The sequence below is a fragment of the Rhodohalobacter sp. SW132 genome, from assembly GCF_003390325.1.
GTDB lineage: Bacteria > Bacteroidota > Rhodothermia > Balneolales > Balneolaceae > SW132.
This window is the reverse complement of the sequence record NZ_QUOK01000008.1, coordinates 198850-221994: the sequence shown is the minus strand read 5'-3', so window position 1 is coordinate 221994 and position 23145 is coordinate 198850. Positions and strand designations below refer to the sequence as shown.

18 protein-coding genes are annotated in these 23145 nt (G+C 46.5%); 8 read left to right on the top strand and 10 right to left on the bottom strand.

The annotated features are described in order from the left end of the window. Positions 1 to 55 precede the first annotated feature (55 nt). Complete coding sequence (locus DYD21_RS15255) at positions 56 to 2851, top strand: outer membrane beta-barrel protein (RefSeq protein WP_116037857.1); 2796 nt, start codon at positions 56 to 58, stop codon at positions 2849 to 2851. Positions 2852 to 2944: 93 nt separating this feature from the next. Further along, complete coding sequence (locus tag DYD21_RS15250) at positions 2945 to 4936, top strand: bifunctional UDP-sugar hydrolase/5'-nucleotidase (RefSeq protein ID WP_116037856.1); 1992 nt, start codon at positions 2945 to 2947, stop codon at positions 4934 to 4936. 304 nt (positions 4937 to 5240) lie between these two features. Here DYD21_RS15250 and cysM read toward each other — a convergent pair whose 3' ends face one another. From cysM to DYD21_RS15225, 5 genes are all read right to left on the bottom strand, one after another. Beyond that, a complete protein-coding gene (gene cysM / locus DYD21_RS15245) occupies positions 5241 to 6119 on the bottom strand; it encodes a cysteine synthase CysM (protein WP_116037855.1) in 879 nt (292 codons plus the stop codon). A 142-nt stretch (positions 6120 to 6261) separates the two neighbouring features. Continuing rightward, positions 6262 to 7086 (bottom strand): serine O-acetyltransferase, encoded by an 825-nt coding sequence (locus tag DYD21_RS15240; protein ID WP_116037854.1) that lies wholly within the window; start codon positions 7084 to 7086, stop codon positions 6262 to 6264. A 35-nt stretch (positions 7087 to 7121) separates the two neighbouring features. Further along, on the bottom strand, positions 7122 to 8510 hold the full coding sequence (locus tag DYD21_RS15235) for an alpha/beta fold hydrolase (RefSeq protein WP_116037853.1): 1389 nt from the start codon (positions 8508 to 8510) through the stop codon (positions 7122 to 7124). A 91-nt stretch (positions 8511 to 8601) separates the two neighbouring features. Then, a complete protein-coding gene (locus tag DYD21_RS15230) occupies positions 8602 to 9165 on the bottom strand; it encodes a superoxide dismutase family protein (RefSeq protein WP_233505557.1) in 564 nt (187 codons plus the stop codon). Positions 9166 to 9204: 39 nt separating this feature from the next. Further along, entirely contained in the window at positions 9205 to 9960 is a 756-nt protein-coding gene (locus DYD21_RS15225; protein ID WP_116037852.1) for a S9 family peptidase, read from the bottom strand. Between the two features lie 488 nt (positions 9961 to 10448). Between DYD21_RS15225 and DYD21_RS15220 the strand changes: the two genes are divergently transcribed. Beyond that, a complete protein-coding gene (locus tag DYD21_RS15220) occupies positions 10449 to 12935 on the top strand; it encodes a zinc-dependent metalloprotease (protein ID WP_116037851.1) in 2487 nt (828 codons plus the stop codon). A 98-nt stretch (positions 12936 to 13033) separates the two neighbouring features. Here DYD21_RS15220 and DYD21_RS15215 read toward each other — a convergent pair whose 3' ends face one another. Next, complete coding sequence (locus DYD21_RS15215; protein ID WP_116037850.1) at positions 13034 to 13564, bottom strand: hypothetical protein; 531 nt, start codon at positions 13562 to 13564, stop codon at positions 13034 to 13036. A gap of 159 nt (positions 13565 to 13723) precedes the next feature. Next, positions 13724 to 14251, bottom strand: coding sequence for a fasciclin domain-containing protein (locus DYD21_RS15210; RefSeq protein WP_233505556.1), 528 nt, complete (start codon positions 14249 to 14251; stop codon positions 13724 to 13726). A gap of 385 nt (positions 14252 to 14636) precedes the next feature. On the opposite strand from DYD21_RS15210, the gene DYD21_RS15205 reads away from it, so the two are divergent. The 5 genes from DYD21_RS15205 (at position 14637) to DYD21_RS15185 (ending at position 20322) form a co-directional block, all read left to right on the top strand. Beyond that, positions 14637 to 15221 carry an RNA polymerase sigma-70 factor gene (locus tag DYD21_RS15205; RefSeq protein WP_116037849.1) on the top strand — a complete coding sequence of 195 codons (585 nt, stop codon included), beginning with the start codon at positions 14637 to 14639 and terminating at the stop codon, positions 15219 to 15221. Then, entirely contained in the window at positions 15214 to 16131 is a 918-nt protein-coding gene (locus DYD21_RS15200; protein WP_158607321.1) for a FecR family protein, read from the top strand. The genes DYD21_RS15205 and DYD21_RS15200 overlap by 8 nt, the downstream gene beginning before the upstream one ends. A gap of 93 nt (positions 16132 to 16224) precedes the next feature. Beyond that, positions 16225 to 18993: a carboxypeptidase-like regulatory domain-containing protein gene (locus tag DYD21_RS15195; RefSeq protein ID WP_116037847.1), complete on the top strand. Its 2769-nt coding sequence runs from the start codon at positions 16225 to 16227 to the stop codon at positions 18991 to 18993. Positions 18994 to 19136: 143 nt separating this feature from the next. Continuing rightward, positions 19137 to 19952 (top strand): hypothetical protein, encoded by an 816-nt coding sequence (locus tag DYD21_RS15190; protein ID WP_116037846.1) that lies wholly within the window; start codon positions 19137 to 19139, stop codon positions 19950 to 19952. A 100-nt stretch (positions 19953 to 20052) separates the two neighbouring features. Continuing rightward, entirely contained in the window at positions 20053 to 20322 is a 270-nt protein-coding gene (locus DYD21_RS15185) for a hypothetical protein (protein ID WP_116037845.1), read from the top strand. Here the strand turns inward: DYD21_RS15185 and DYD21_RS15180 are convergent. From DYD21_RS15180 to DYD21_RS15170, 3 genes are all read right to left on the bottom strand, one after another. Next, positions 20319 to 21338 carry a hypothetical protein gene (locus DYD21_RS15180; RefSeq protein ID WP_147303610.1) on the bottom strand — a complete coding sequence of 340 codons (1020 nt, stop codon included), beginning with the start codon at positions 21336 to 21338 and terminating at the stop codon, positions 20319 to 20321. The two genes, DYD21_RS15185 and DYD21_RS15180, sit on opposite strands and share 4 nt — an antisense overlap. Positions 21339 to 21448: 110 nt before the next feature. Continuing rightward, positions 21449 to 21889: a hypothetical protein gene (locus DYD21_RS15175; protein ID WP_116037843.1), complete on the bottom strand. Its 441-nt coding sequence runs from the start codon at positions 21887 to 21889 to the stop codon at positions 21449 to 21451. Positions 21890 to 22198: 309 nt separating this feature from the next. After that, positions 22199 to 23044, bottom strand: coding sequence for a uroporphyrinogen-III synthase (locus DYD21_RS15170; protein ID WP_116037842.1), 846 nt, complete (start codon positions 23042 to 23044; stop codon positions 22199 to 22201). Positions 23045 to 23145: the final 101 nt, after the last annotated feature.

Genomic DNA, 23145 nt, shown 5'->3' with positions numbered 1-23145 from the left:
GACAACTATCTGATACAAATTTCACACGATTATACTTCCTAACCTGGAATAATAGATGAATCTACGGGCAGTGCTACTTCCGCTTTTAATGCTGAGCCAGGCATTAGTTTTAAGTCTTGTTTCTATCGGTGTGTCCTATTCGCAACAAACTGAGGTAACAGGATCCGTGCTGACCCCGGGTGATGACAGTTATGAACAGCTGAGCGGGGCAACTGTTCAGGTTTTTTCACTTCCCGATACCGTTCGCATAACAGGAGCCGCGACTGACAGGGCAGGAGAGTTCAGCGTTCGAATTCCGGCACAACATGAGTCGGTCTATTTTCAGATCTCTTATCTTGGGTTTTTGAGTCATGCTGAGTCGTATCTGTTAGATGAGCTTTCTGAACCGCTGGAAATTGTGCTTCAACCGGCAGCGATGGAGCTCGATGAGTTTCAGGTAACCGCAAGGCGCCCCCGGGTTGAAATTCGAGGCGATACCACATCTTTTCATGCTGATGGTTATCGAGCTAACCGGGACGCAAACGTTCAGGATCTGGTCACACGGATGCCTGGATTTATGATGGAAAATGGCCGTTTACAGGCACAGGGTGAAGATGTGGGGAGAGTATTGATTGATGGTGAAGAGTTTTTTGGGGATGATGCCATGCTCGCACTCCAGAATCTCCCGGCAGAGATTGTTGCGGAGATTGAAGTGTTCGACCGCGATGGCGAACAGGCACGCTTTACGGGATTTAGCAGCGGCGATACAGAACGAACAATAAATATTGTTACGCGAGATGGACTGAATCGAGGCCAGTTTGGCCGCATCCACTCCGGGTATGGTTCACTCGACCGGTATATGGCGGGCGGAAACTACAACTATTTTCGGGGAGATCAGCGGATTTCAGTTCTGGGAATGAGCAATAATGTAAACCAGCAAAATTTTTCAAGTGAAGATTTGCTGGGGATTTCAGAAGCTTCCGGCTCAGGGAGGCGGGGACGCGGCGGTCGCGCCACCCGTAATTTTATGACGGGCGGACAAAGCGGCATCAGTTCCGTGAACTCAACCGGGATCAATTATAACGACCAGTGGAACGATAACTGGCGAGTAAATGCGAGCTACTTTTTTAACCTGACCGACAACACGCAGAATATCAATCGCGAACGTCAATATCTGACCGGATTTTCCGCGGATCAGCTGTACGATGAAGATGCTTTTGGCAACAGCGATAATTCCAATCACAGGTTTGATATGCGCCTGGAGCACTCCATAGATGACCGGCGTTCGCTTATCATCTCACCGCAAATCAGTCTGCAGCAGAACACCAGTTCCCGCACGGTGGATGGATTTACACTCGATTCCGACAGGCGGCTGATCAACGAAATCCTCACAGAAAATAGCGATGAACAGTCCGCTTTTTCCTTAAACAACACCATTCTATACCGGCACAGTTTTGAAACCGACGGACGCACATTTTCTGCAAATTTCCGAACAAATGTTAACGACCGCAGCTCATTCAGAAATCAGTTTGATGAGAGCCTGCAATTCGATGAGCCGGATAACCGGGTTACGAACGATCAGCAGAGCGAAACGTTTCACGGCGGGTATGATCTGCGTGGAAATCTTACCTATACCGAGCCGCTGACGGAAAATTCCCGTCTGCTGGTAAGTTACCGTTCAACGTATGACGATAGCCGTTCGGAGCAGGATCTGTTCAGGTATGATGAAATGACCAACAGTTACAGCCTGATTGACTCTACTCTTTCCAGCAGTTTTGATAATCGTGTGATCACCAGCCGGATGCGCGGAAGCTATCAGTTAAACAGGGAGAACTACCGGGTAAATGTGAGCCTTTCGTGGCAGCATACGGCGCTGGATGGTGAACAGCATTTCCCGGTGGATGCGGTAACCCGCCAAACGTGGCAGAATTTAATGCCCGATGCGGAGTATCGGTATAATTTTGGAAGAAGATCAAACATTCGAATACGTTATAACACCGGTACCCGAACGCCATCGGCACGGCAGCTTCAGGGTGTGATTGATAACTCCGATCCGCTTCGGTTCACCACCGGAAACCCGGATCTTGAACAGCAGTTTGATCACCGTTTTTCAGTGCGAATGCGTCATACCAATCCGGAAAAGGGGAGTTCCACATCACTGTTTGTGTCGATGAACTACACGGAAAATTATATTGGAAACCGTACTGAAGTAGCTGCCACCGATACCTTGCTTTCCGGTGATGTGCTTCTGCGACAGGGCGGGAGGCTGGTGGCACCGGACAATATCGGAAGTGGCCTGAATCTCTATTCAAGAGTTGATCGCAGTTTCCCGGTAGATCTTATTCAAAGCAATGCCAACCTGAGTGCCGGAGTCAACTTTTCGAGAAACCCTTCGTTTATCGACAGCCGCAGAAACGAGACCGATAACACAAGATTGAGCAGCGGTGCCTCGGTCAGCAGCAACATCAGTGAACGGGTGGATTTCCGTATGGCCTACTATGCAAACTACTCTATTGTGAATAATTCCATTCGTCCTGAGATGAACAATAATTACTACACCGGCCGGGGAAGTACAGGTTTTAACCTGATGCCGTGGGGAGGACTCAATATTTCAAGCGATTTGAATTTTCGCCACTACGAAGGTTTGGGTGATGATTTCAATCAATCCACATTCTTTTGGAACGGTTCGATCGGCTACAAATTCCTGGAAGACCGGGCGGCAGAGTTCAAACTAACCATTTTTGATATTCTTGGGCAGAACAATAACATCAACCGGAATATTCTGGAAGATTATATTGAAGATTACAGAACCAACGTGCTGACCCGATATGCGATTTTTTCTTTCAGCTACAATTTCAGATCATTCAGCTGACCGGCACAAAGAATCAGCGTTGGATTCTATTTGACTCTTTCCGGTATCCAGAATACACTGAAATTCTAAATCTTCGAAACGGGACTTCCGGGAATGCGTTCTATCAAACCGAAAGAAAAACAGCAGAACGGTATACAAAAAATTTTTTTTAGATGGGTTCTCCAACTCAGTACGCTACTTCTCTTTCTGATTTTTCTGATATCTGTTCCGGCTGAAGCGCAGGATCGGATCCCCATTACCATTCTGCATACCAATGATGAACATTCGCACCTGATACCGCATCCCGCCGTGGATCATCACCCGGAACGCGAAAACCCCGCAATTGGCGGATTTGCCCGGCTGGCCGGAAAGGTGAATGAGATCAGGCAGGAGAAAGAGCGAAATGGGGAGCCGGTACTACTCTTCTCCGGCGGAGATTTTATTGGAGGGCCATCGTTTGGCTGGCTGGCGCTTTCGGGACATGCAGCTGAACTCACCCTGATGCAGGAAATCGGTTACGATGCCGTCGTAATTGGAAATCATGAGTTCGATTTTGGAACCGAAGTACTTGCAGAATACCTGGCGGCGGCAGGATACCCGGAGGCTCATGAACACACCGCCGTGCTTGGAACCAACCACCTTGTTCCTGAAGATCACCCGCTTGCCGAAGCAGATATCAAAACAACAGTTTTAAAAACGCTCGACAATGGTCTGAAGATTGGAGTTTTTGGTCTGATTGGGGATGATGCGATCAGTAAAACAGCTTTTCCCGAACCGGTCGAATTCAGAAATTATCTTGAAGCCGCCGAAGAAGCTGTGGCTGAGCTGAAGGCAGAAGGCGCTGAGCTGATTATCTCCGTAAATCATTCCGGTGAGATTGAAGACCAGATATTGGCGAGAGAAGTGGAGGGGATTCACGTGATTGTTGGCGGCCATTTTCACACTCCGTTATACGAGCCGATTGTTGAAGGCGAAACGGTAATTGTTCAGGCCGGGTCATACACGGAATACCTGGGACGGCTTGAATTATACTGGCTGCCGGATGATAATAAAGTGGAGATCCGAAACCCGGAGTACGATAACCCATTTCTCATCCGGCTCGACTCCTCCGTTGAACCGGATCGGGAGATTGCAGAGCGTGTGAGAATGTATGAGCAGGAATTGAATGCCTTAGTGGAAGAGATGACCGGCGGATTCGTGAATGATATTCATCAAACCATAATGCACTCCCGGTTTTCACTGAACCGTGCTTACAAACAGGAGTCGGCCATCGGGAATTTCATTACAGATGCCATGCGGATTGAAACCGGCCGCGCGATCGGGGAGCGGGTTGATGTGGCGGTTCAGGCGAACGGAGCCATTCGCGGAAGCATCCGCCCGGGAACAATGCCATGGTCGGAAGGGGAGGTCTCTTTTTATGATTTAATGATTACCACCGGGCTCGGTTCCGGTCCTGATGGCAAACCGGGTTACCCGGTTGTAGCATTTTATCTTACCGGGGAGGAGGTGCGCCGCGCGATGGAAGTTTCCGTTTTACTTTCCGAAATGCTGATGGACAACTACTTTTTGCAATTTTCCGGCGCATCCATGGAGTATGATCCCAAGAGGGCGCTCTGGCTAACGGTGCCGGTTATTGATCAGCCGATTCCAAGTTCCCGGTCTGTTTTGAATGCATCGTTATATGAAGGCGATGGTATTCAGCAGGAGGATGGCATGCGTCCGCTGGAAAAGGGTGATCAGGAGCTCTATCATGTGGTTACCGACTACTACATCGCCGGTTTTTTACCGATGGTTGGGGAGCTTTTACCGAGCCTGGGAATCGAATTTAAAAATAGCCGGGGCGATATTATAGAACTGGACGACGCAATTGTGAAACAGAATGGAAGTGAGCTGAAAGTATGGCAGACGGTAGCAAATTACGCACTATCGTTTTCTGATGAAGATTCAGAAGAATCGGTAATTCCAGCGGTGTACGAAGAACCGGGAAATCGGCTGATTCGGGTGGAAGCCCGGTCACTTTACTTCTGGCCGCTTGTGGGAGTGATTCTGCTGGCGGGCGGTTTGATGGCGCTGCTGTACCGAAGGCGCAGGTTGAAAAGAGGCTGACGAACGTGGATTTAGATCGGGTTCTATCCTATATATAACCGAAACGCCTGAAACCTCAGTTTGATTAATAAATTAGGTTTTTAAGAGTCCCCCTTTGAAGGGGGAAAGACACACAAAGTGTGTCAGGGGGATGACCTGATAGCCTTGATTCAAACAATAACGTATTTTTAGAGCTCAAAACTCTACACTTCATCCCCCATTGCCCCTTCGAGAGGGGGGACACTCCTTTAAATTATTTCAATCAATAGAATTAAATACCATAGGAATTGTACTCATCTCTGAAGATAACTTACCGGGATTCCAACTATTCAAACAGGTCAGAGCTCAAATAACGATCGCCGCGATCGCAGGTGATGCAAACAATCAATCCATCACTTAGTTCTTCAGATAGCCGGATCGCTGCAGTAAGCGCGCCTCCGCTGCTCATTCCGCCCATAATACCTTCCTCTCTGGCCATTCGGCGGGTCATTTCGCGGGCTTCTTTCTCACTTACGTCAATGGTTCGGTCCACCCGGTCAGCTTCAAAAATCTTCGGCAGATATTCGGGCGACCATCTTCGGATTCCGGGAATGGATGATCCTTCCGTAGGCTGGGTTCCAACAATCTGAATATCGGGATTTTGACGTTTCAGATAGCGCGAAACGCCCATGATGGTACCGGTTGTTCCCATTGCGGAGACAAAGTGCGTGATCTTTCCATCGGTATCCCGCCAGATTTCAGGGCCGGTTGTCTGTTCGTGAAATTTGTAGTTATCCGGATTGGCAAACTGGTTAAGCTGGAAATACCCTTTCTCATCCGCCATTTCCTGGGCGAGCTGACGCGAGTATTCAATCGTTTTATCTGCCGGGGTGAGAATCACTTCGGCACCGTACGCCTTCATCGTTTTGATCCGCTCAGCTGTGGCGCTTTCCGGCATCAGGAGTTTCATATTCAGGCCTTTTACGGATGCAATCATAGCCAGTGCAATCCCGGTATTGCCGCTGGTTGCTTCAACAAGTGTATCTCCCGGTTTGATATCTCCCCGCTCTAGTGCGCCGCTGATCATACCAAGCGCCGGGCGGTCTTTTACACTGCCGCCGGGATTCTGACCCTCCAGCTTGCAAAAAATGCTCACATTTTTATTGGCTGGAATCTGCTGCAGTTTGATGATGGGCGTGTTTCCGACGAGGTCTTCAATATTCATTGTAAAAGGGTGTTGAACAGGTTTATAGATTTATTAAAAGAATTCGGTGTACAGTATTGATGTATAGAAATCGCGAACTGTATTAATTAATTTACCATCATTTTAATCCTTCGTGTTCCCGCGGCTTTGCAGGTTTACAAAATTACCGGAACGTAATCGTATCCGTTTCGCCATCGCTGTTCGTCATTTTGGCCTGATAATAGATTTTTGAACCTTCCGGCACACTTTCAGTCAGCCAAACATTGCCGCCGATAGTACTGCCTTTACCGATCACAGTTTTTCCGCCAAGGATTGACGCCCCGGCATAAAGAACCACGTCATCCTCTATTGTTGGATGCCGTTTTTTACGTGCATCTTCTTTTTTAACGCTGAGCGCACCCAGCGTAACGCCCTGGTAGATCTTTACATTTGAGCCGATTTCTGTGGTTTCGCCAATTACAATTCCCGTACCGTGATCAATGCAAAAGTGGTCACCGATGGTTGCTGCCGGATGAATATCTATCCCGGTTTGTCGGTGGGCGTGTTCGGAAATAATTCGCGGAATCAATTTCACGCCCAGGGAAACCATTTCATGGGCGATTCGGTGAGCCGTGATGGCATAAAACCCTGGATAAGTCCGGATCACCTCCGCCCGGCTGTTAGCTGCCGGATCCCCCAGGTACATGGCATCGATATCCATCAGCAGGCGCGAATGGATATCAGGCAGCGCGCTGAAAAATCGCTCTTCAATTTCCTTCTCACCGCTGCGGATACACTCCCGGTTTTGGCTCAGGATGGTTTTGAGTTCACTGTTCAGGGTGTTGAACATCTCCCGAAGTGCAGATTCATTCTCCACGCGGTTAGCTGAAAACTCAGGAAAAAGCGTTCCGACAAGTTTGTCAAAAAAACGAATGACTTCATCCGGGGGAGGGCATGAAGATGCATCCCGGTGTGAAGCCAGCAGGGTATCGATAAAAGACTGTTTCATAGCTGAAAGGTACCGAAAAAACCTTGTTTGGTAAATTAGTCGGTTTTTTGATTCAGAAACTGAAATAACCCCATCAGAAAACGATCAGAAAACGAACGGTCAAGCATTTGATATTCACCAGGGAGACCGGATTCAGAAACCTGGAACAGATGATTGGTATCAGGAATAATCACGTATTCAAGAAACTCACTGTAGGGTTCCAGTTCGGCGATGTTTTTTTCGGAAATTACCTGGGCGTCGTTTTCTGCGAAGATTGCCAGCATGGAAATTTCAAGTTCTGAAAGTGCATCGCGCGGGTCAGTTTCTATAAATGATTTAAACCAACGGCTTTTGGCACCTTCAAGCTGACGGTTTACCTGTGAATCGATAAAGCTCTCCATATCACCAAGAGTTCTTTGCTGGGCTTCCGGCAATTCTTCAATCTGGTCCCGGAGTCGTCCGGCAATATCCTCTTCAAGCTCACTCCATCCGTCACCGCTTCGCACGGCTTGAAATACTTTATTTTGAAATTCCAGGTTTTGCTCCACAACGTCATCAGGGATCTCCTGTAATTCAGCAATCCGTTCAATTTGAGCGGTAATCACTTCATCACCGGGAAGAATGGGTGTAGCCATCAACACAAGTTTTTGCGGAGCAAGCTCCCGGGCTGCAAGCAGGGCAACCACACCACCCTGGTTATGACCAAGATAGATCGTGGTGGAGAATGAATTCTCTGCCGTATCGCCGGAAAAAAATGTTGCAACTCCTTTCAGGTCTTCGGCAAGTTCCGGGATACTCGCATCCTGAACGCCAGTTGAGGATCCTGTGCCCCGTTCATCATAGCGAAACGTAAAAAATCCACGATCCGCAAACTGAATTGCCAGTTCACGGAAAAGATCAAATCCTCCAATGGTATTATCACGGGTTTGATCACCGCTGCCGGTAGCCAGAATGATCAGTGTTGAATCATTAAACGAGTTTGGAGTAACCAGGCTGCCCGTGATTTCATGAGTATCGAAAGGGATGGTAATTTCCTGTTCCGTATGATCGCCAATAGGGGAGTCCGGGCCCGATAACTCTTTTGACAACGTGAATGGATATTCTGAACCGCCGTGCAGATAGGTTCCGCTGATGAAGTCTGGTGATGATTCTGTGAAAGAAGCCCTGAATTCAGCAGCCCCGCTGCCGGTTTGAAATGTGAAAACAAGAGAGTCAGCCGTTAAATACGGTACTTCAACCGGAAGTTCATACGATGCATGCTGCGGGATATTTATGGCGCCGTCTGTCTCCTCATAAATGGTGTTGAAGATGACCGAAAAGGACATGCGTTCCCCGCTAAAATCGATAACACCTTCCCAGTTGCCATCAAGATATGAGTTTGCCTGTGCAAAAAGGCCCGATACCGAACAAATGACGATACTAACAAAGAGAGTGAAAAATTTCATAAAAAAAAGAACAAATGCATTACAGAAAAAAAGCCTGACGCAGGGAATGTACGGCAGGCTTTAGATTTATAAAAGACCTTCAGCTTTTAAGTTACTCAGATTGAGCAACTCCAATGACGCCGCAAGCAAGACGCGCACCGGCATCCCCGGTTGGCTGACTTTCAAGGTCGTCCTCGCCTGCATGAACAATCACACCTCTGCCAAGAATAGAATCTTCCCCGGTGAATGAAAGAACGGGATCAACATAATCGATATCGGCGATTCCGTTCTCATCGGCAACCAGGTTCCCCATATCGCCTACGTGGCGCTCGTCATCTTCCGGACCGGCGTGTGGCTGATCATGCGGATCAAAGTGCCCGCCGGCTGAAGTGCCGTCAGGAGCGGTGCAGTCGCCAAATTCGTGAATGTGGAATCCGTGTGCGCTATTGGGTTCGAGCTGACTGATTTCCGCTACTACGCGAATTCCTTCATCTGTCTGGTAAAATCGAACGACACCTTCTGCCTGACTTCCCATGGTTGGATGCAGGACAGTAACGAGTTCATAAAAATCGGCGTTTTCAGCCTCAGTTTGATGGTTCATGTTATTCTGTTCAGCACAACCTGCAAACAGTATGAGTGAAAATGTAATCAATGTGAGTTTAATAGTATCAAGCATATCGATTTAATTGTTTTGAAGTTACGGGTTACGGATAGTTCAGATGTACACATCACTCCACTGAGCGATCAGTCTGCCGGTATACTTGCTGTAGGTTTTGTCGGTCAGCAGGTGATCAGCTTCGTGTAATGAAATAAAGCTTTTTGGGTGTTTTGCCAGTTTATAGAGATGAGCAGCATTTTTGATCCCAACGGTTTTATCCAGCGGGGCATGCATGATAAGCAGGGCGCGGTTAAGCTTACGGACCCGCTCATCCATCTTGGTGGCTTCCAAATCATCAAGAAATTGTTTTTTGATTTTAAAAGGGCGTCCGGCCAGTTCAACGGTGGCTTCGCCGGTTTTTTCGATTTCATCCAGTTTAATTGAGAAATTTTCTTTTACGTGAACCGGATCTGCAGGTGCCCCAATGGTTGCAACGGCTTTCACAGAATCGATCTGGTGAGCAGCCTGAATGACGGCAGCTCCACCAAGTGAATGCCCGACCAATATCGAAGGTGACTGAAGATTTTCATCCATGTAGGTGGCTGCGGCAATCAGATCTTCAATATTTGAAGAGAAATTGGTATTCGAAAATTCACCCTCGCTATTTCCAAGGCCTGTAAAATCGAATCTAAGGGTGGATACTCCGTGAGAAGCCAGTGATTTTGTAATATGGCCTACTGCTTTCAGATTTTTAGAGCATGTAAAACAGTGAGCGAACAATGCATACGCTTTAGGTTCGCCATCGGCTTCATCAAGTCTTGCAGAAAGCCGGTCGCCCATCGCCCCGCGAAATTGTATCTCTTTACTGTCCATCGTCAATTCTATACCCTTTTTTCGAGTGCACACCATGATTGATTCTGTGGTGTGTAGTGAGATAATGTAAATATGTTGCAGTTCGTTCAGCGTCAACCTGTTACCGGAGAATTAAAATGGGACGCTCCGGAATAAACTCCATACCGATCCAAAAGGTATGGATCCAAGTTGATACCTCGTGGGCTTTTCCCCGAGGTATTTATTCGAACCGGATCCATTCATGATCCCTGAATGATTCATCCGGTGATTTAAAGAGCTGGAAACTTCTTGTAACCCGCTAATTAGATGAACAAAGTGAACGAATTCATTAATGGCTGGATTAAAGGTCAGCACAATACTGAAACTTTAGAAAATAGTAGTATTAAGAAGATACAGGGTAAAATGAGATCCATTTTTAAATATTTTACATAAAGCTGTTTTTTTTACTTGATGCATAGTATGCATAAGACGACTTTAACCCCATTCATTGAAAAAAATCATTCAACTATATGTATATACACAAAATTGCTACAAAACTATTAATTGGAGCGCTTTCGCTTTTCCTGATTACGGGCTGCGGAATTTTCGGTTCATCTACCGATGACGCCCCCGCTGACAGGCCCACTCCGCCGAGAACAGCCCCTAACGATAATGAAATCAAACCTTTTAGTGAGGTTATTGAAGATTCGTTTGAGAAAGATGACGGACTTTTTACGGTTTATGAAGACGACGGTACGTTTTACTACGAAATTCCAGACTCACTCCTGGGGCGTGAAATGCTGATGGTATCACGAATATCCAGAACAGCAGATGGCATCGGGTATGGCGGTGAGCGACTCAGTAACCAGGTTTTACGCTGGGAGAGACGTCAGGATGATATTCTGCTTCGGCGGGTGTCGTTCCAGAATACGGCAAGCGACTCTCTTCCGATTTATGAAGCGGTAAGAAATTCAAATTTTGAGCCGATCATCATGTCTTTTGATATCAAGGCACTGAATGAAGATTCAACCGGTACGGTAATTGATGTTACAAACCTCTTTTCTACGGATGTCCCGGCGCTTGGCCTTCAGCAGAATCGCCGGCAGCAGTACCAGGTACGCCGGCTTGACGGCAGCAGAAGTTATATAGAACGTATTCGAAGTTTCCCTGAAAATGTAGAAGCACGTCATCTGCTGACTTACGAAGCGGGAAATCCACCCTCGAATTCAGCAACCGGCGCCATCACACTGGAAGTAAATCATAGCATGATCCTGATGGCGAAACAGCCGGTACAGGCACGCACATATGATGAACGCGTGGGTTACTTCAGCGCAACTCAGCGCGATTACGGGCGGGATGTTCACCGGGCAGAACAGGTGCGTAACATCACCCGCTGGAACCTGGTGCCAAAAGATAAAGAAGCGTATTTGCGCGGAGAACTGGTTGAGCCGGAAGAACCGATCATTTTTTATGTTGACCGGGCAACTCCCGAACGCTACCGGGAGTGGCTGATTCAGGGTGTGGATGACTGGCAGGTTGCATTTGAGGCTGCGGGTTTCAAAAATGCAATTTACGGTAAAATGGCTCCGACTGAAGAGGAAGACCCAGATTTTAGTCCAGAAGATGTTCGGTACAGCATGATCCGATATTTCGCGTCATCGACCCAAAATGCATACGGGCCACATGTAAATGATCCGCGTTCAGGGCAGATTATCACCTCATCTATCGGATGGTTCCATAATGTTGCCAACCTGCTTAGAAACTGGTACTTCGTACAAACTGCTGCTGCAAACCCCGAAGCGCGTGCTGTGGATATGGATGACGAAGTAATGGGGGAACTTATTCGATTTGTTTCCGCTCATGAAGTTGGGCATACACTTGGCCTGCCGCATAACTTCGGTTCCAGTTATGCCACGCCGGTTGATTCCCTGCGATCACCAACGTATACCGACAACCACGGTACGGCACCTTCGATCATGGATTATGCACGATTTAATTACATTGCGCAACCCGGCGACGGCGTCACAAACTTCCTGCCGCGTGTGGGTGAGTACGATAAATGGTCTGTAAAATGGGGATATACCTGGTTTGGAGATATGCCGATAGAAGAGCAGCGTGATACGCTGAACAAATGGGTTCGAGAGCGTGCAGACGATCCTCACTATTTCTACGGCAGGCAAACCTCCAGCAGAATCGATCCAAGATCTCAAAATGAAGATCTCGGGGATGATGCCATGCGCGCCAGTGAATATGGGCTGGCAAACCTGCAGGTCATCACGGATAACCTGATCGACTGGATATCAGAAGAAGGCTCTGATTTCAGCCACCTTTCAGAACTCTATGGAAATGTTGTGGCACAATGGGGACGATATATGGGGCATGTTGCCGCAAATATTGGTGGTGTATTTGAAGATCATAAAACGTTTGAGCAGGATGGAGCTGTATACAGCCCTGTATCTGTAGAAGACCAAAAACGCGCGATGGAGTTTCTTGAGCGACACGCTTTCACGGCACCAACTTGGGTATATAATGAAGATATTCTCAGCCGTATCAACCAGGCCGATTTTGTGGACTCTTTCCGCGGTCGCCAGGCCAGTGTGCTGAATAACATCCTCGATCCTCAGCGACTTGCACGGTTGATTGAGTATGAAAACCGGGCCGAAAATGTCTACTCACCATTTGAATTTATGGATGATGTACGGTCAGCGGTATGGACGGAACTGAGCGGCGGATCAGAAATCAACGTTTATCGCAGAAATCTGCAGAGAGCCTACGTTGAACGGATGGAGTATTTGATGACGGGAGACCTTCCTTCCATTCCGGCAGCATTCCGGCAGCAAATAGGTTGGACACAGGTAAATGTAAGCCAGTCTGATATTCGCCCGATGGCAAGAGAACAGCTTGAACAACTTCAGAGTGATGTGCAGAGTGCTAAAAACCGCACAAATCATCGTGCAACCATTGCACACCTGAATGATATAGACAGGCGCATTGATAATATACTGGACCCTTCATAAAGCGAAGGTATTAAATCAGATAAGTACATAAAAAAGCCGCGTTTCGAAAGAGACGCGGCTTTTTTTATCAGGTTATATATCTGCAAATTTCATCCGGATCAATAAAGAAGCCGTTCTGCCGCCGATACAAATTTGCGGGCATCACGCCGTGAAAAGTTTTCTACCACCTTCGAATCGTTGAATTCCAGATCACCAAATATCTCTTTGCCATCTTTATTTAGTATGATTAGCCTTCCGTCTGAATATGAAATCTCATCTATTTCATAATAGGGAATAATCATTGCGCGATCGAGGAAGGTTTGCACGCCGCTGCTTACCATCGACTTTATGATTGCTTCAAATTGGGAGTCGCTTTTATCTCCCTGGATCTCCGCAGCCATCTTCTCCAGACCTTTATTAGAAAATTGAATGACGAGATCGTTCTCGGTCAGCAGCAGGTCAACTGAACCCTCACGGGTTTGTATAGCTTCAATTGCATCGGAAGGCGGAATTCGTTCCGTGAAAAAGACGTCCATTTCATCATCAGAAATGGTGATACCACCCGATTGGCCAATAACCTGGGCAGCAAGAGCAAATTGAAATAGTATGAAAAGAAATGCAGTAGAGAGAATCTGGTTTGATGGTTTCATAATTTCGAAGATGAAGAATTGAAAGGCATTTAAGCCTTGTAAATGTTCTGTTCGAAATTTTACGGGATCGTTTGGAAAAGAGTTTCAACGACGGGGTAAAATAAAAAAAACCACGCCCTGAATGTCAGAACGTGGTTTAGGGTAAAAAATTGAACGGATTTAGTAACCGGATGAGGTATCTTCCGGAGGTAAAATAACCGAATCGATTACATGTACAACACCATTACTGGCTTCAATATCCGCTTCAGATACGGAGGCTTCATCCACACGCACGCCATAATCGGATACCGAAATTGAAACTTCGCTTCCTTGCACAGTCTCGGCACTCATGCCGTCACTCAGATCGCCAGACATTACTTTGCCCGGTACGACATGATAGGTGAGAATTTCAACCAAAAGTTCTCGGTTTTCAGGCTGAAGCAACGATTCCAGCGTACCTTCAGGCAGTGCATCGAAGGCTTCGTTGGTGGGAGCGAAGACAGTAAACGGTCCGTCACCTTCAAGTGTCTCTACAAGGCCTGCAGCATCTATAGCTGCAACAAGTGTAGAGAGGTTTTCATTTTCAGAAGCAAGTTCCACAATATTATGGTGATTGTGATCCTGTTCTTTTTCAGTGGTTGTATGAGGTGCCATTGCGAAAAGCGTTATCGCAATCAGCGCCACAAAAGTGGTTTTAATAATTGTCATTTGATTCGTTGTTTAATTGGGGGTTAAGGATTCTTTCAACAAAGATGCTCTCTGTATATTTGAATCATACGCTGTAACGACCTGCGATTTAGTAATGTTCCCGCAGGTAATATGCTATCTCAGTAGGTGGAAATGCCTATCTTACTGACGGGCAGCAGGTTAATAATCAGTGAAAATTATTTTACAATTGGCAGTTAAATAATTTGAAGAATATATGTGCTGTATGAGAATCTGAACGGGAAAAAGAAGATAATTTGTGATGATTTGAAAAAGATTTTGAAAAACATCCGTTACGTGAAGGGCAATTCGATGCTCTGTGAAATAAATTTTAAGTTCACGATAGGTACATGCTTTAAAGCTTGTGTATAAATGACAGAACAAACAGATGAATAATCCGTCGGATCAACAATTTACTTTGTGGGCGAAGCAGATCAGCCGGTCAAACCGTAAGGCTTTTGATGAACTGTTTCGGAGCAGTTATCCCGTTTTGGTACGGTTTGCGGTGCGGTATACCCGTGACCGAACCGCGGCCTGCGATGTGGTACAGGAGTGTTTTTTCACTCTGTGGAAACGACGTGAAAGGGTTGATCCGGAAAAATCCCTGAAAAGTTTTTTGTATACAATGGTGCGCAACCGGGCACTCAATCTGATTCGTGACAGGTCAGGCGTTTATGTGGATCATGATGTGGCATCTGGTCAGTCAGTTGAAGATTCAGAACATCCGGAAACGGCTCCCGGCGATGAAGATTCACTTCAGCAGAAGTTTACAAATTGGATTGGCGATCTGCCGGAACGCCAAAAAGAAGCTTTTCAACTAAGCCGGTTTGAAGGGCTCGACCATGAAGAAATTGCCGGGGTTATGGATGTATCCCCGAAAACCGTAAACAATCATATCGTGGCTGCACTCCGGACATTGAGGGAGTGTTACGATGAATATCAACAGGAAAAGAGCAAAATCCAGGATGTCTGAGAAAGATAAAAAACCGAAAGATACCCACCCTTTGCAAGATGAAGATCTGCAAAAGATATGGGATGTTTCTGCCGGCGCAGATGAGTGGAAAGATTTTGATTTGCCCGGGGAATCTGAAACCGAAGATGCACTGAAGGATCTGCACATACGGCTCGAAACAGAGTCGCAGAAACCGGAGATTTCCGGCTACATTCACCGTTACAGCCGTTACCTGGTCGCTGCAGTAGCACTGATCCTGTTTGGCGCAGTGCTCTTTTTTATGCCCCGGAATGTTACCGCGCCCTACGGTGAGATTGCGGAGCTCGAGCTGCCCGACGGCAGCCTCATTGAGCTGAACAGCGGTACGACTGTGCAGTTTAACCGTCTGTTTGGGGTAACCAACCGAACACTTTCTCTTAACGGAGAGGCGTGGTTTGATGTGAAAAACGGAAATGTACCATTTATCGTGAAAGCCAACGGAACAGTAACCGAAGTTACAGGGACTGAATTTTCAGTTCGCTCCTGGGCAGATGATCCAGGTGATAAAACCCGTGTAGCTGTAAAAAGCGGTTCGGTTCTCTTTTTCCCGGAAGGAATGGATCAGAACAGGGTAAATCTCACGGCAGGATACAGATCAACGTGGAGTGCCGGCAGTGTTAAGCCTGAAGAACCAGCCGAGGCGGATATGGAACTCATTACCGGCTGGCGGGAGCGAATGTTCGTATTTTATGATGAACCGCTGGGCCATATTTTCAGGGAAGTTGAACGTCGTTTCGGCGTGAGGGTTGATCTGGAAAACAGCCGTGCTGCCACAGAAACGCTAACCGGGTATTACCGGCAGGTGGAGAGTGTTGAATCGCTGCTGGATGATATCTGTACCGTGGCCGGCTTAAATTACGCGAGAACCGCTAACGGTTTCAGGGTTTATTAGCATCTCCAATTATACTTAAAGGCAATTTCTTTGGATTAAATGAAGAATTTTCGTGAGTTGACCGAGCTCAAAATCTATCAATAACGAAGTCAGATGAAGCTACTCCGGATTTATATTGTTTTGGCCGTATCCGCGCTGTCTGTTTTTAGCGTGCCGGCCGCTGCGCAGGATAGTGACCCGGTACGTTTCAGTTTTGATTTCAGGGGAGAGTCGCTGGAAACGGTACTCGACCGAATAGCACGAGAAGCAGAAATAGATCTTGTTTACGATCCGGATATTATCCGGGGTGCTGAGGTGTATCAGAGAGTTCAAAATCTTGAAATCAGAGACCTTCTAAGATCGGTACTGTCCGCTCATGGTCTTGATTTCCTCACGCTTTCATCCGGGACAATCGTGATCGTAACGGTTGCAGCGGAAGACCCAGCCTACGGTGTGTTTACGGGGAAAGTGGTTGATGGCCGTACCGGGCACCCGCTTCCGGGAGCCACCGTGATGCTGGCAGATGCATCAGGCGGAACCAGTACAGGACAGTCCGGCAACTTTGCTATATCAAGGCTGATCAGCGGGGAGTACACCATCATTTTTAGCTATGTGGGATATGAAGCGGTAACTAAATCGGTACGTATCCCGCCAAATGAGCGCATACAGGAGACAGTGAGCTTGCAACCGAAGCAGCTCACTGTTGCTCCTGTAATTGTTGAATCTCATCGCCCGGGAGTTTTTGGCAGCTATTCGAATTCAAATCCGAACAACGGAGAAACTCTTGAAGCGGAAGCCATGATGAGTAGCCCTATCAGGGATTTGAGCCTTGTGCCCGGAGTTCAGCACGGTTTACCTATGAACGGAATTCAGCTGCAGGGCAGTCAGCAGAGCGAAAACCGGCTGCTGCTGGACGGGGCACCGGTCTACAATCCGCACTCAATCGGGAAGATGTTCAGCGCGTTTAGTCCGCACGCCATCGGGCGGGTAACCCTGAACCGCGCAGGATTCGGTGCTTCTGAAGCAAGCAGCCTGTCAGGTGCGGTGGATCTATCCCACGATTTAGGAGCTGTGGGAAATCGGGGAGCCACACTTCAGGCAGATCCCCTGGCGATTAACCTGCGGGGCGACTATTCATTTGATTTGGGTGATGAATCTTCACTGCAGGTGATGAGCGCGTTCAGAAACAGCTATTGGGATACGTACAGAGACCCGGTTTTGCGAGAGTCGCTCCGGTCCTGGGATCAAATTGATCCGCTTATACTAAATCAGACGGAAGCGATTGAAACCGATGCCGCACTTTACAGTCCGGTTGATCATGATTCAGAGCTCAATTTTTATGATGCTCATTTTGCTTCCCGTCTTACCATTAACTCTTTTAATGAACTCTATGCTTCATTTTACGCATCGGAAAACGAATTAAATACAGCGGTGCTGAATCGCTCTATCCCTGACGTGAATGTGGTGCCTTTTTTATATGCTGCTGAGCAGTATCAATGGAAAAACAGGGTTGGGCAAATCAGCTGGAACAGTCTGTTGTCCCCGCGAATCAATTTCCGGACGAAGATGAGCTATAGTTACGGTTCGTTCAGTCACAGCAGTGACATCCGTACCACAAATGCCCCTATATGGTTTACAACTACATTGGACCGGGCATCTTTTTCACATGAAATTGGTGGTTCGGGCAGTTTTACAGAACTGCCGGGATCCATCGAGGGGAATAATATTCATCATTTCAGGGCCGGTTCTGATCTGACCTACAGCTTTTCATCAAACTTTGAAGTGGAAACAGGTTTACATCTCGATCACGTCCGTTCCGGTGTTGATGTGGAAGAAGGAAACTACCTGCCTACATTTTCCAATGTAAAATCTTCAATGGTCAGCTCTCATCTCACGGGAAATTACCGTTTTGGAAGCTTTTGGCATCTGTCGTTAGGCAGCAGGCTGACGTATTTAGACGGCAATCAAACCGTATATGCCGAGCCGAGAATATCCGTACAGTACGACAAGGCAGAATCGCGCATCGGGTACTGGTCGGCCCGGATTTCAGGGGGGCTATACCGGCAGTTTATTAATGAATATTCGATCACAAATACGGGAGCTTCGGCAGTTGTGCCGGGATTTTCAATCTGGTCTCATGCCGGCAATGAAGAGATTCCAAAAGCGTATCATCTTGCCGGATCATGGTATCTTGCACCCTCAGAAAACAGTACACTTCGGCTGGAAGCGTACTATAAATGGCAGCCGGTAACGAACATCACATCATACAGAAACCTTCTTACCGGAGAGGATTTAGACCGTTCGGAAGTGAGCGCGTTTGCCGAATCAACTGAGATGAGAGCCCTGGGCGGAAGCATTCGTGCGAACCGGTCGGTTGCCAATGATCGAATATCATTGATGGGCGGCTACGATTACAGCTTCACCCGGGTAGATATGACATCGCAATTCGGGAAAACGGTTCCGGCTCCATGGAGTGACCCTCATCGTGTGCAATTCCGAATGATGTGGAGAGTGCTCTCTGACTTAAAGGCATCTGTGCGCTGGCAGGGGATTTATGGGCGGACCTGGGCTTATCGGGAGGCGTATTACAACTATTTGCAGCTTGCTGAACCGATCAATGCTGAAGGGTTCGATTTTAGCAGCCCGGAGCAGGATTTTTTAAGCCCCTTTAGTCAGGTAGATTTTTCGCTGGTCTATTCCCCGTCAGCCGGGAGGGCCGATATGGAACTCCGTCTCGACCTGGTGAATATCCTCAACAGGAAAAATGAACTTGAAAAAAACCTTGTGCCTGTATTTGAAAATGGCAGTGTAACAAGGTACAGAACCGGTGAAAGAACGATGCCCGGGTTCTACCCATCGGTAAGTCTTCAGATATCCTTTTAGGCTATCGTGGTATATGTGATTACCTGGTTCAGCACTCTCTATAGAAAAAACCGCTCTCCCCGAGAATCATTTTCCAGTCAAGTAGGTGTCTGATTTTCTGATGTGTATAAAAGGTAAACCCAAAAGAAAAAATATCACACATTATGTTACATGCAGAAAGATGGAATACCCTGTTGATTCTGATCATTTCAGCCATATTCTTCTCCTGCGAGAGCGTGCTCGATTCCGGTGAGGATACCCTGCCTATTGACTGGGAAAATGGACAGTCAATCGCTGAGGCTGAAGATGGCCATCTTACAGCCGGCGAACGCCAAGAGTGGTATAAAAGTGCAGTGGAACTTGCGCTGCGTGATGTAAATTCGGCGGACTCCACAGAAGTTGAAATTCCGGACGGTTTGGTGGATCTGTACTATAATGCGCTCGTTCATGTGGTAAATAGCGGACTGGATGAAGCAAATCGGGTAACCAATGAATTCGAAATCCGAGCCAGGCCCCGCATGAAGCATGGTGAAATTATAGTGATGCCGGATAAAGAAGGTGCATCGGACTGGCTGCAGGCCTGGAGAGAAGGGGAAACGGAAACAGGGAATGCAGCAGTGGATGAGCTGATTCAAAAATATGACCTGGTCTTGGAAAGCTATTCTGAAACTGAAACCAATTCGTACGGAACGGCAATTCTTGCTACTGAAAAGCTTCTCAACCCCGTTGCGATGGCAATGGACTTTGAGAAAATTGAAGAGATCATTAATAGTGAGTCAAACAATATTGCAGGTGATGGAAATGATATCCTTGCCGGGATTGAAGAAACATTTATCTCGTTTCGGTATAAAAAGAAATGGGGAGATTGCCCTGCTGGTTGTATTCACACCCGTTACTTCGAATTTCACATTAATGCCTTTGGCAACGTGCAATTTATTGATGAAGGCGGGGATGATTTCAACGAAGATGGGGTTCAGTAAAAAATCCGTATCTAAGCTAGTTTCAGAAAGCAGCTTTGAGAAATTGAATAGATACTGTAGTTTAACAGAAATTAAAATGACTGTGGGTTAAGAGAATAAAATGAAATCAATAATTATTACAACAGTGGCTGCAATCGTGCTTCTGTTATTTGCTGTTACCATAGCTTTTGCAGGTGACGGAGAAATCATCTCATCAGGAACGTTTGATGCATTTACACAATCGGTTAATCAGACAGGTGTTCCGGGAGGAAATCTGTTTTCTGTTATGATAGGCCTTTTCTCCGCCTGGTTATTTTTGATTGGTTTGATGTGCCACAGACTTGAACAAATTCCGGGTGTGAAACAGAAATCGGGCAGAAGCCTGGATTAATCAACGATTTTGCATCCCCAGCCGGAGTGGGTTTCAGAAGAACTTCGCGAGCCGAAGCGGGGTGGTCGGTAAAAGAGCCGAACACCATCCGAATATTGATCCTTATCAAAAAACGGCAGTTCTATGCAGTCCCGGTTTTCTTTGAACAGGTTTGGAGTTTCGTGATTCAAATACTCCCGGGTTTTGCTATACAACTCTTCAATATATCCTCCTGTAACTTCCAGATCATACACAGCCAGCGAAACAACCGTTTGTACAGATTCTGTAAGTCTGTCGTAAGACTCTGCTGCAATTTTTTCGGCAAGATGGCCCGGATCGATATCCGGAGACTCGTTAAGTAATTCGAGGGATGTGAAATTAATGTGAGACAGATGCAGGTTTTGTGGAGATGCGAGCAGGTATCGCGCGGTTTCCTGAAGATATTTCGCCATGGCCGGTGTTCCGTTACTGCAGCTTGAAAGAGCAACGAGATCGTAGGAGTGATCTTCACCGATAAACGCGCTCAGCCCGGTCGCAAACGCCTTAGTATCAACCACAGTGTTTGAATGGGATGCGTTATATCCCCTGTGAACTTCCAAAGGTATTTCGTGGCCAAAATATAAAAAATAGGCCGGTTTGTCTGCCGGATCCGGATCTGAACCATATAATGCATGCAGCCGGTTTTCGGCCTCCATAAATAGATCATCAGAGGATCGGCGATACTTTATACGCTGAATTTCCTGTCCGTTTTGGAAATGATAAAACTGACTTTTTCTGCGGGGAATCAACCCCAGAAAGTTCTTTTCCGCCCGATGATGAAAGATATAAACCTCACCTGTTTCGGCTTTTTTTGCTGCATTCAGAGCTTTATCAAGGGCGTGTTCATCGGCATGAATTGCTTCTCCGCCGGATTGATGGAAGAGATAATCGGAATCACCATGGATGTAAAAAAAGAGGGTATAATCGGGAGATTCTTCAGGAACCGGTTCTTGTGAAACCAGTGAATGGGTGCTGCATCCCGTAATGAGCAGGAGCAAAAGTGAAAAAAACGTGAATAAAGATGTGTGATCGTTCAATAAGTAAGGAATAAAACAGGCATCTTCCTTAAATCAGAAAGATGCCTGATGTGAGTGAATTGTTATATGCGTTACAAGAGCAGCAGTATCAATACAATTAGCAGTGCAGAGGTGAGGCTGATGGTAACCGTCCGGTTGGCCTGTTCCATCATCTGTTGAGAGAAATTGGAAAAATCATCGAGATCTTCATCTACAATCTCGTCAAATCCGTCGAGTCCGTTAAGCTCGCTTTTTCTCTCTTCAACATCTTCTTTAAATGAGATCAGCTGCGCCTGTTCATCATCTGAAAGGTTTGCTGAACGCTCGATTCGCTCAATGGCAGTGAGCATATCGTCAAATGAATCGTTCAGATAAGTCCGTTTTTCATCTGCACTTTCAGCCTGCTCAACTTTTTGGACTGTTTCATTAAAATGCTGTTTAAATATTTCAGAGAAACTGCCGGACTGTGCAAAGGAAGTCTGGAATGTGAAAAGAACAATCGTAAATAGTAAACCTGCCTTAATAGTTTTCATAGTGGTTAAGGTATATTTGGGTTTTATTTAACGGTTTGTAAGCTGCAATCCATCAGGTAAAATAGAAGAAAAATTATTCTCCGCAATTTCTGATCATTAAATGGTAAGAATAAGCCATCTTGCAGCCGTTTATTGATAGCGATATATACATAACTATTCAGCTGACAGATATTTGTTCCAAAATGAGAATTTGAAACACGTGTTCGAAAGTGGGACACCCAATAATCTGATTACAATTGGACCAACTCAGCCATTTCCCGATGTTTTCCTGTAATTGAGTTGCCCCGACTTGTGGATATGCTTCTGCAATTAAAGTTGTGAGGAAGGATCTTCAAATTCATGACTTATTTCTCTTACAAAAACACCAAGTTTAGATCGTGTAGGCTCAAAATCTACCTTGATTCCATACGAATGAAGTCCGCCGGTGCAAACTGGACCGATTGAAGCAACGAAAAGATTATTCATGGCTTCCTTCAAGGGGCTTTCCATCCCTTTTTCCGATGCCACCTGCATAACATGATCAATTTGCGTTTTACTTGTAAAAAGCGCCATCGCTACATTTCCATCCAAGACGGCCTGTATGCCCTTCATCAAAGGTTTCGTGTCATCCGGTAATTCCCAGCGGTATACGCGTACCGGTAAAACGACAGCTCCTCTCTGTTTGAGTTCACGAAGGAGATCATCATTTGATTCACCATACTCCTGTACCGCCACTGTTTTTTCTGTCAGGCTGCTGGTCTGTTCATCATTATCCATCGATTCAAGAATCTCCTTCCATGTATTAGGGGCGGGTACGGTAACCTCAAACGACACCTTGTATTTTTTTAGTACCCGAATTGGTTTGGGCCCTCGAACCACAATTGTGACACTTCTCAATGCGTCCAGTATTTTCTCCAGCTCATACCTTGTTTCGAGGGCATTAATCAGCATTTGAGTACCTACGCCGGTTGTACAGATGAGAATATCAATCTCACCGTTAAAAAGTTTTTTACCGAACCCGAAAACTTCGTCGTGCTTTTCGAGCGGCACTTCCTGCATAGAGGGAGCACTGATCACATTCGCTCCATATTTCTCAAGAAGATTGGCGGCTGATTCGGATAATCGGCTTTCAAAACAAACAGCATTTAATCCCGATAGTGGTTTATCTGATGTCATATCTGAATAAATTTTTAGTCCGGATGAGTATCAACAGAGAGAAATAGAGTATAGATTTAACTATAAATTAACGTGAGTTCAAGATAAAATCGATGGATAAA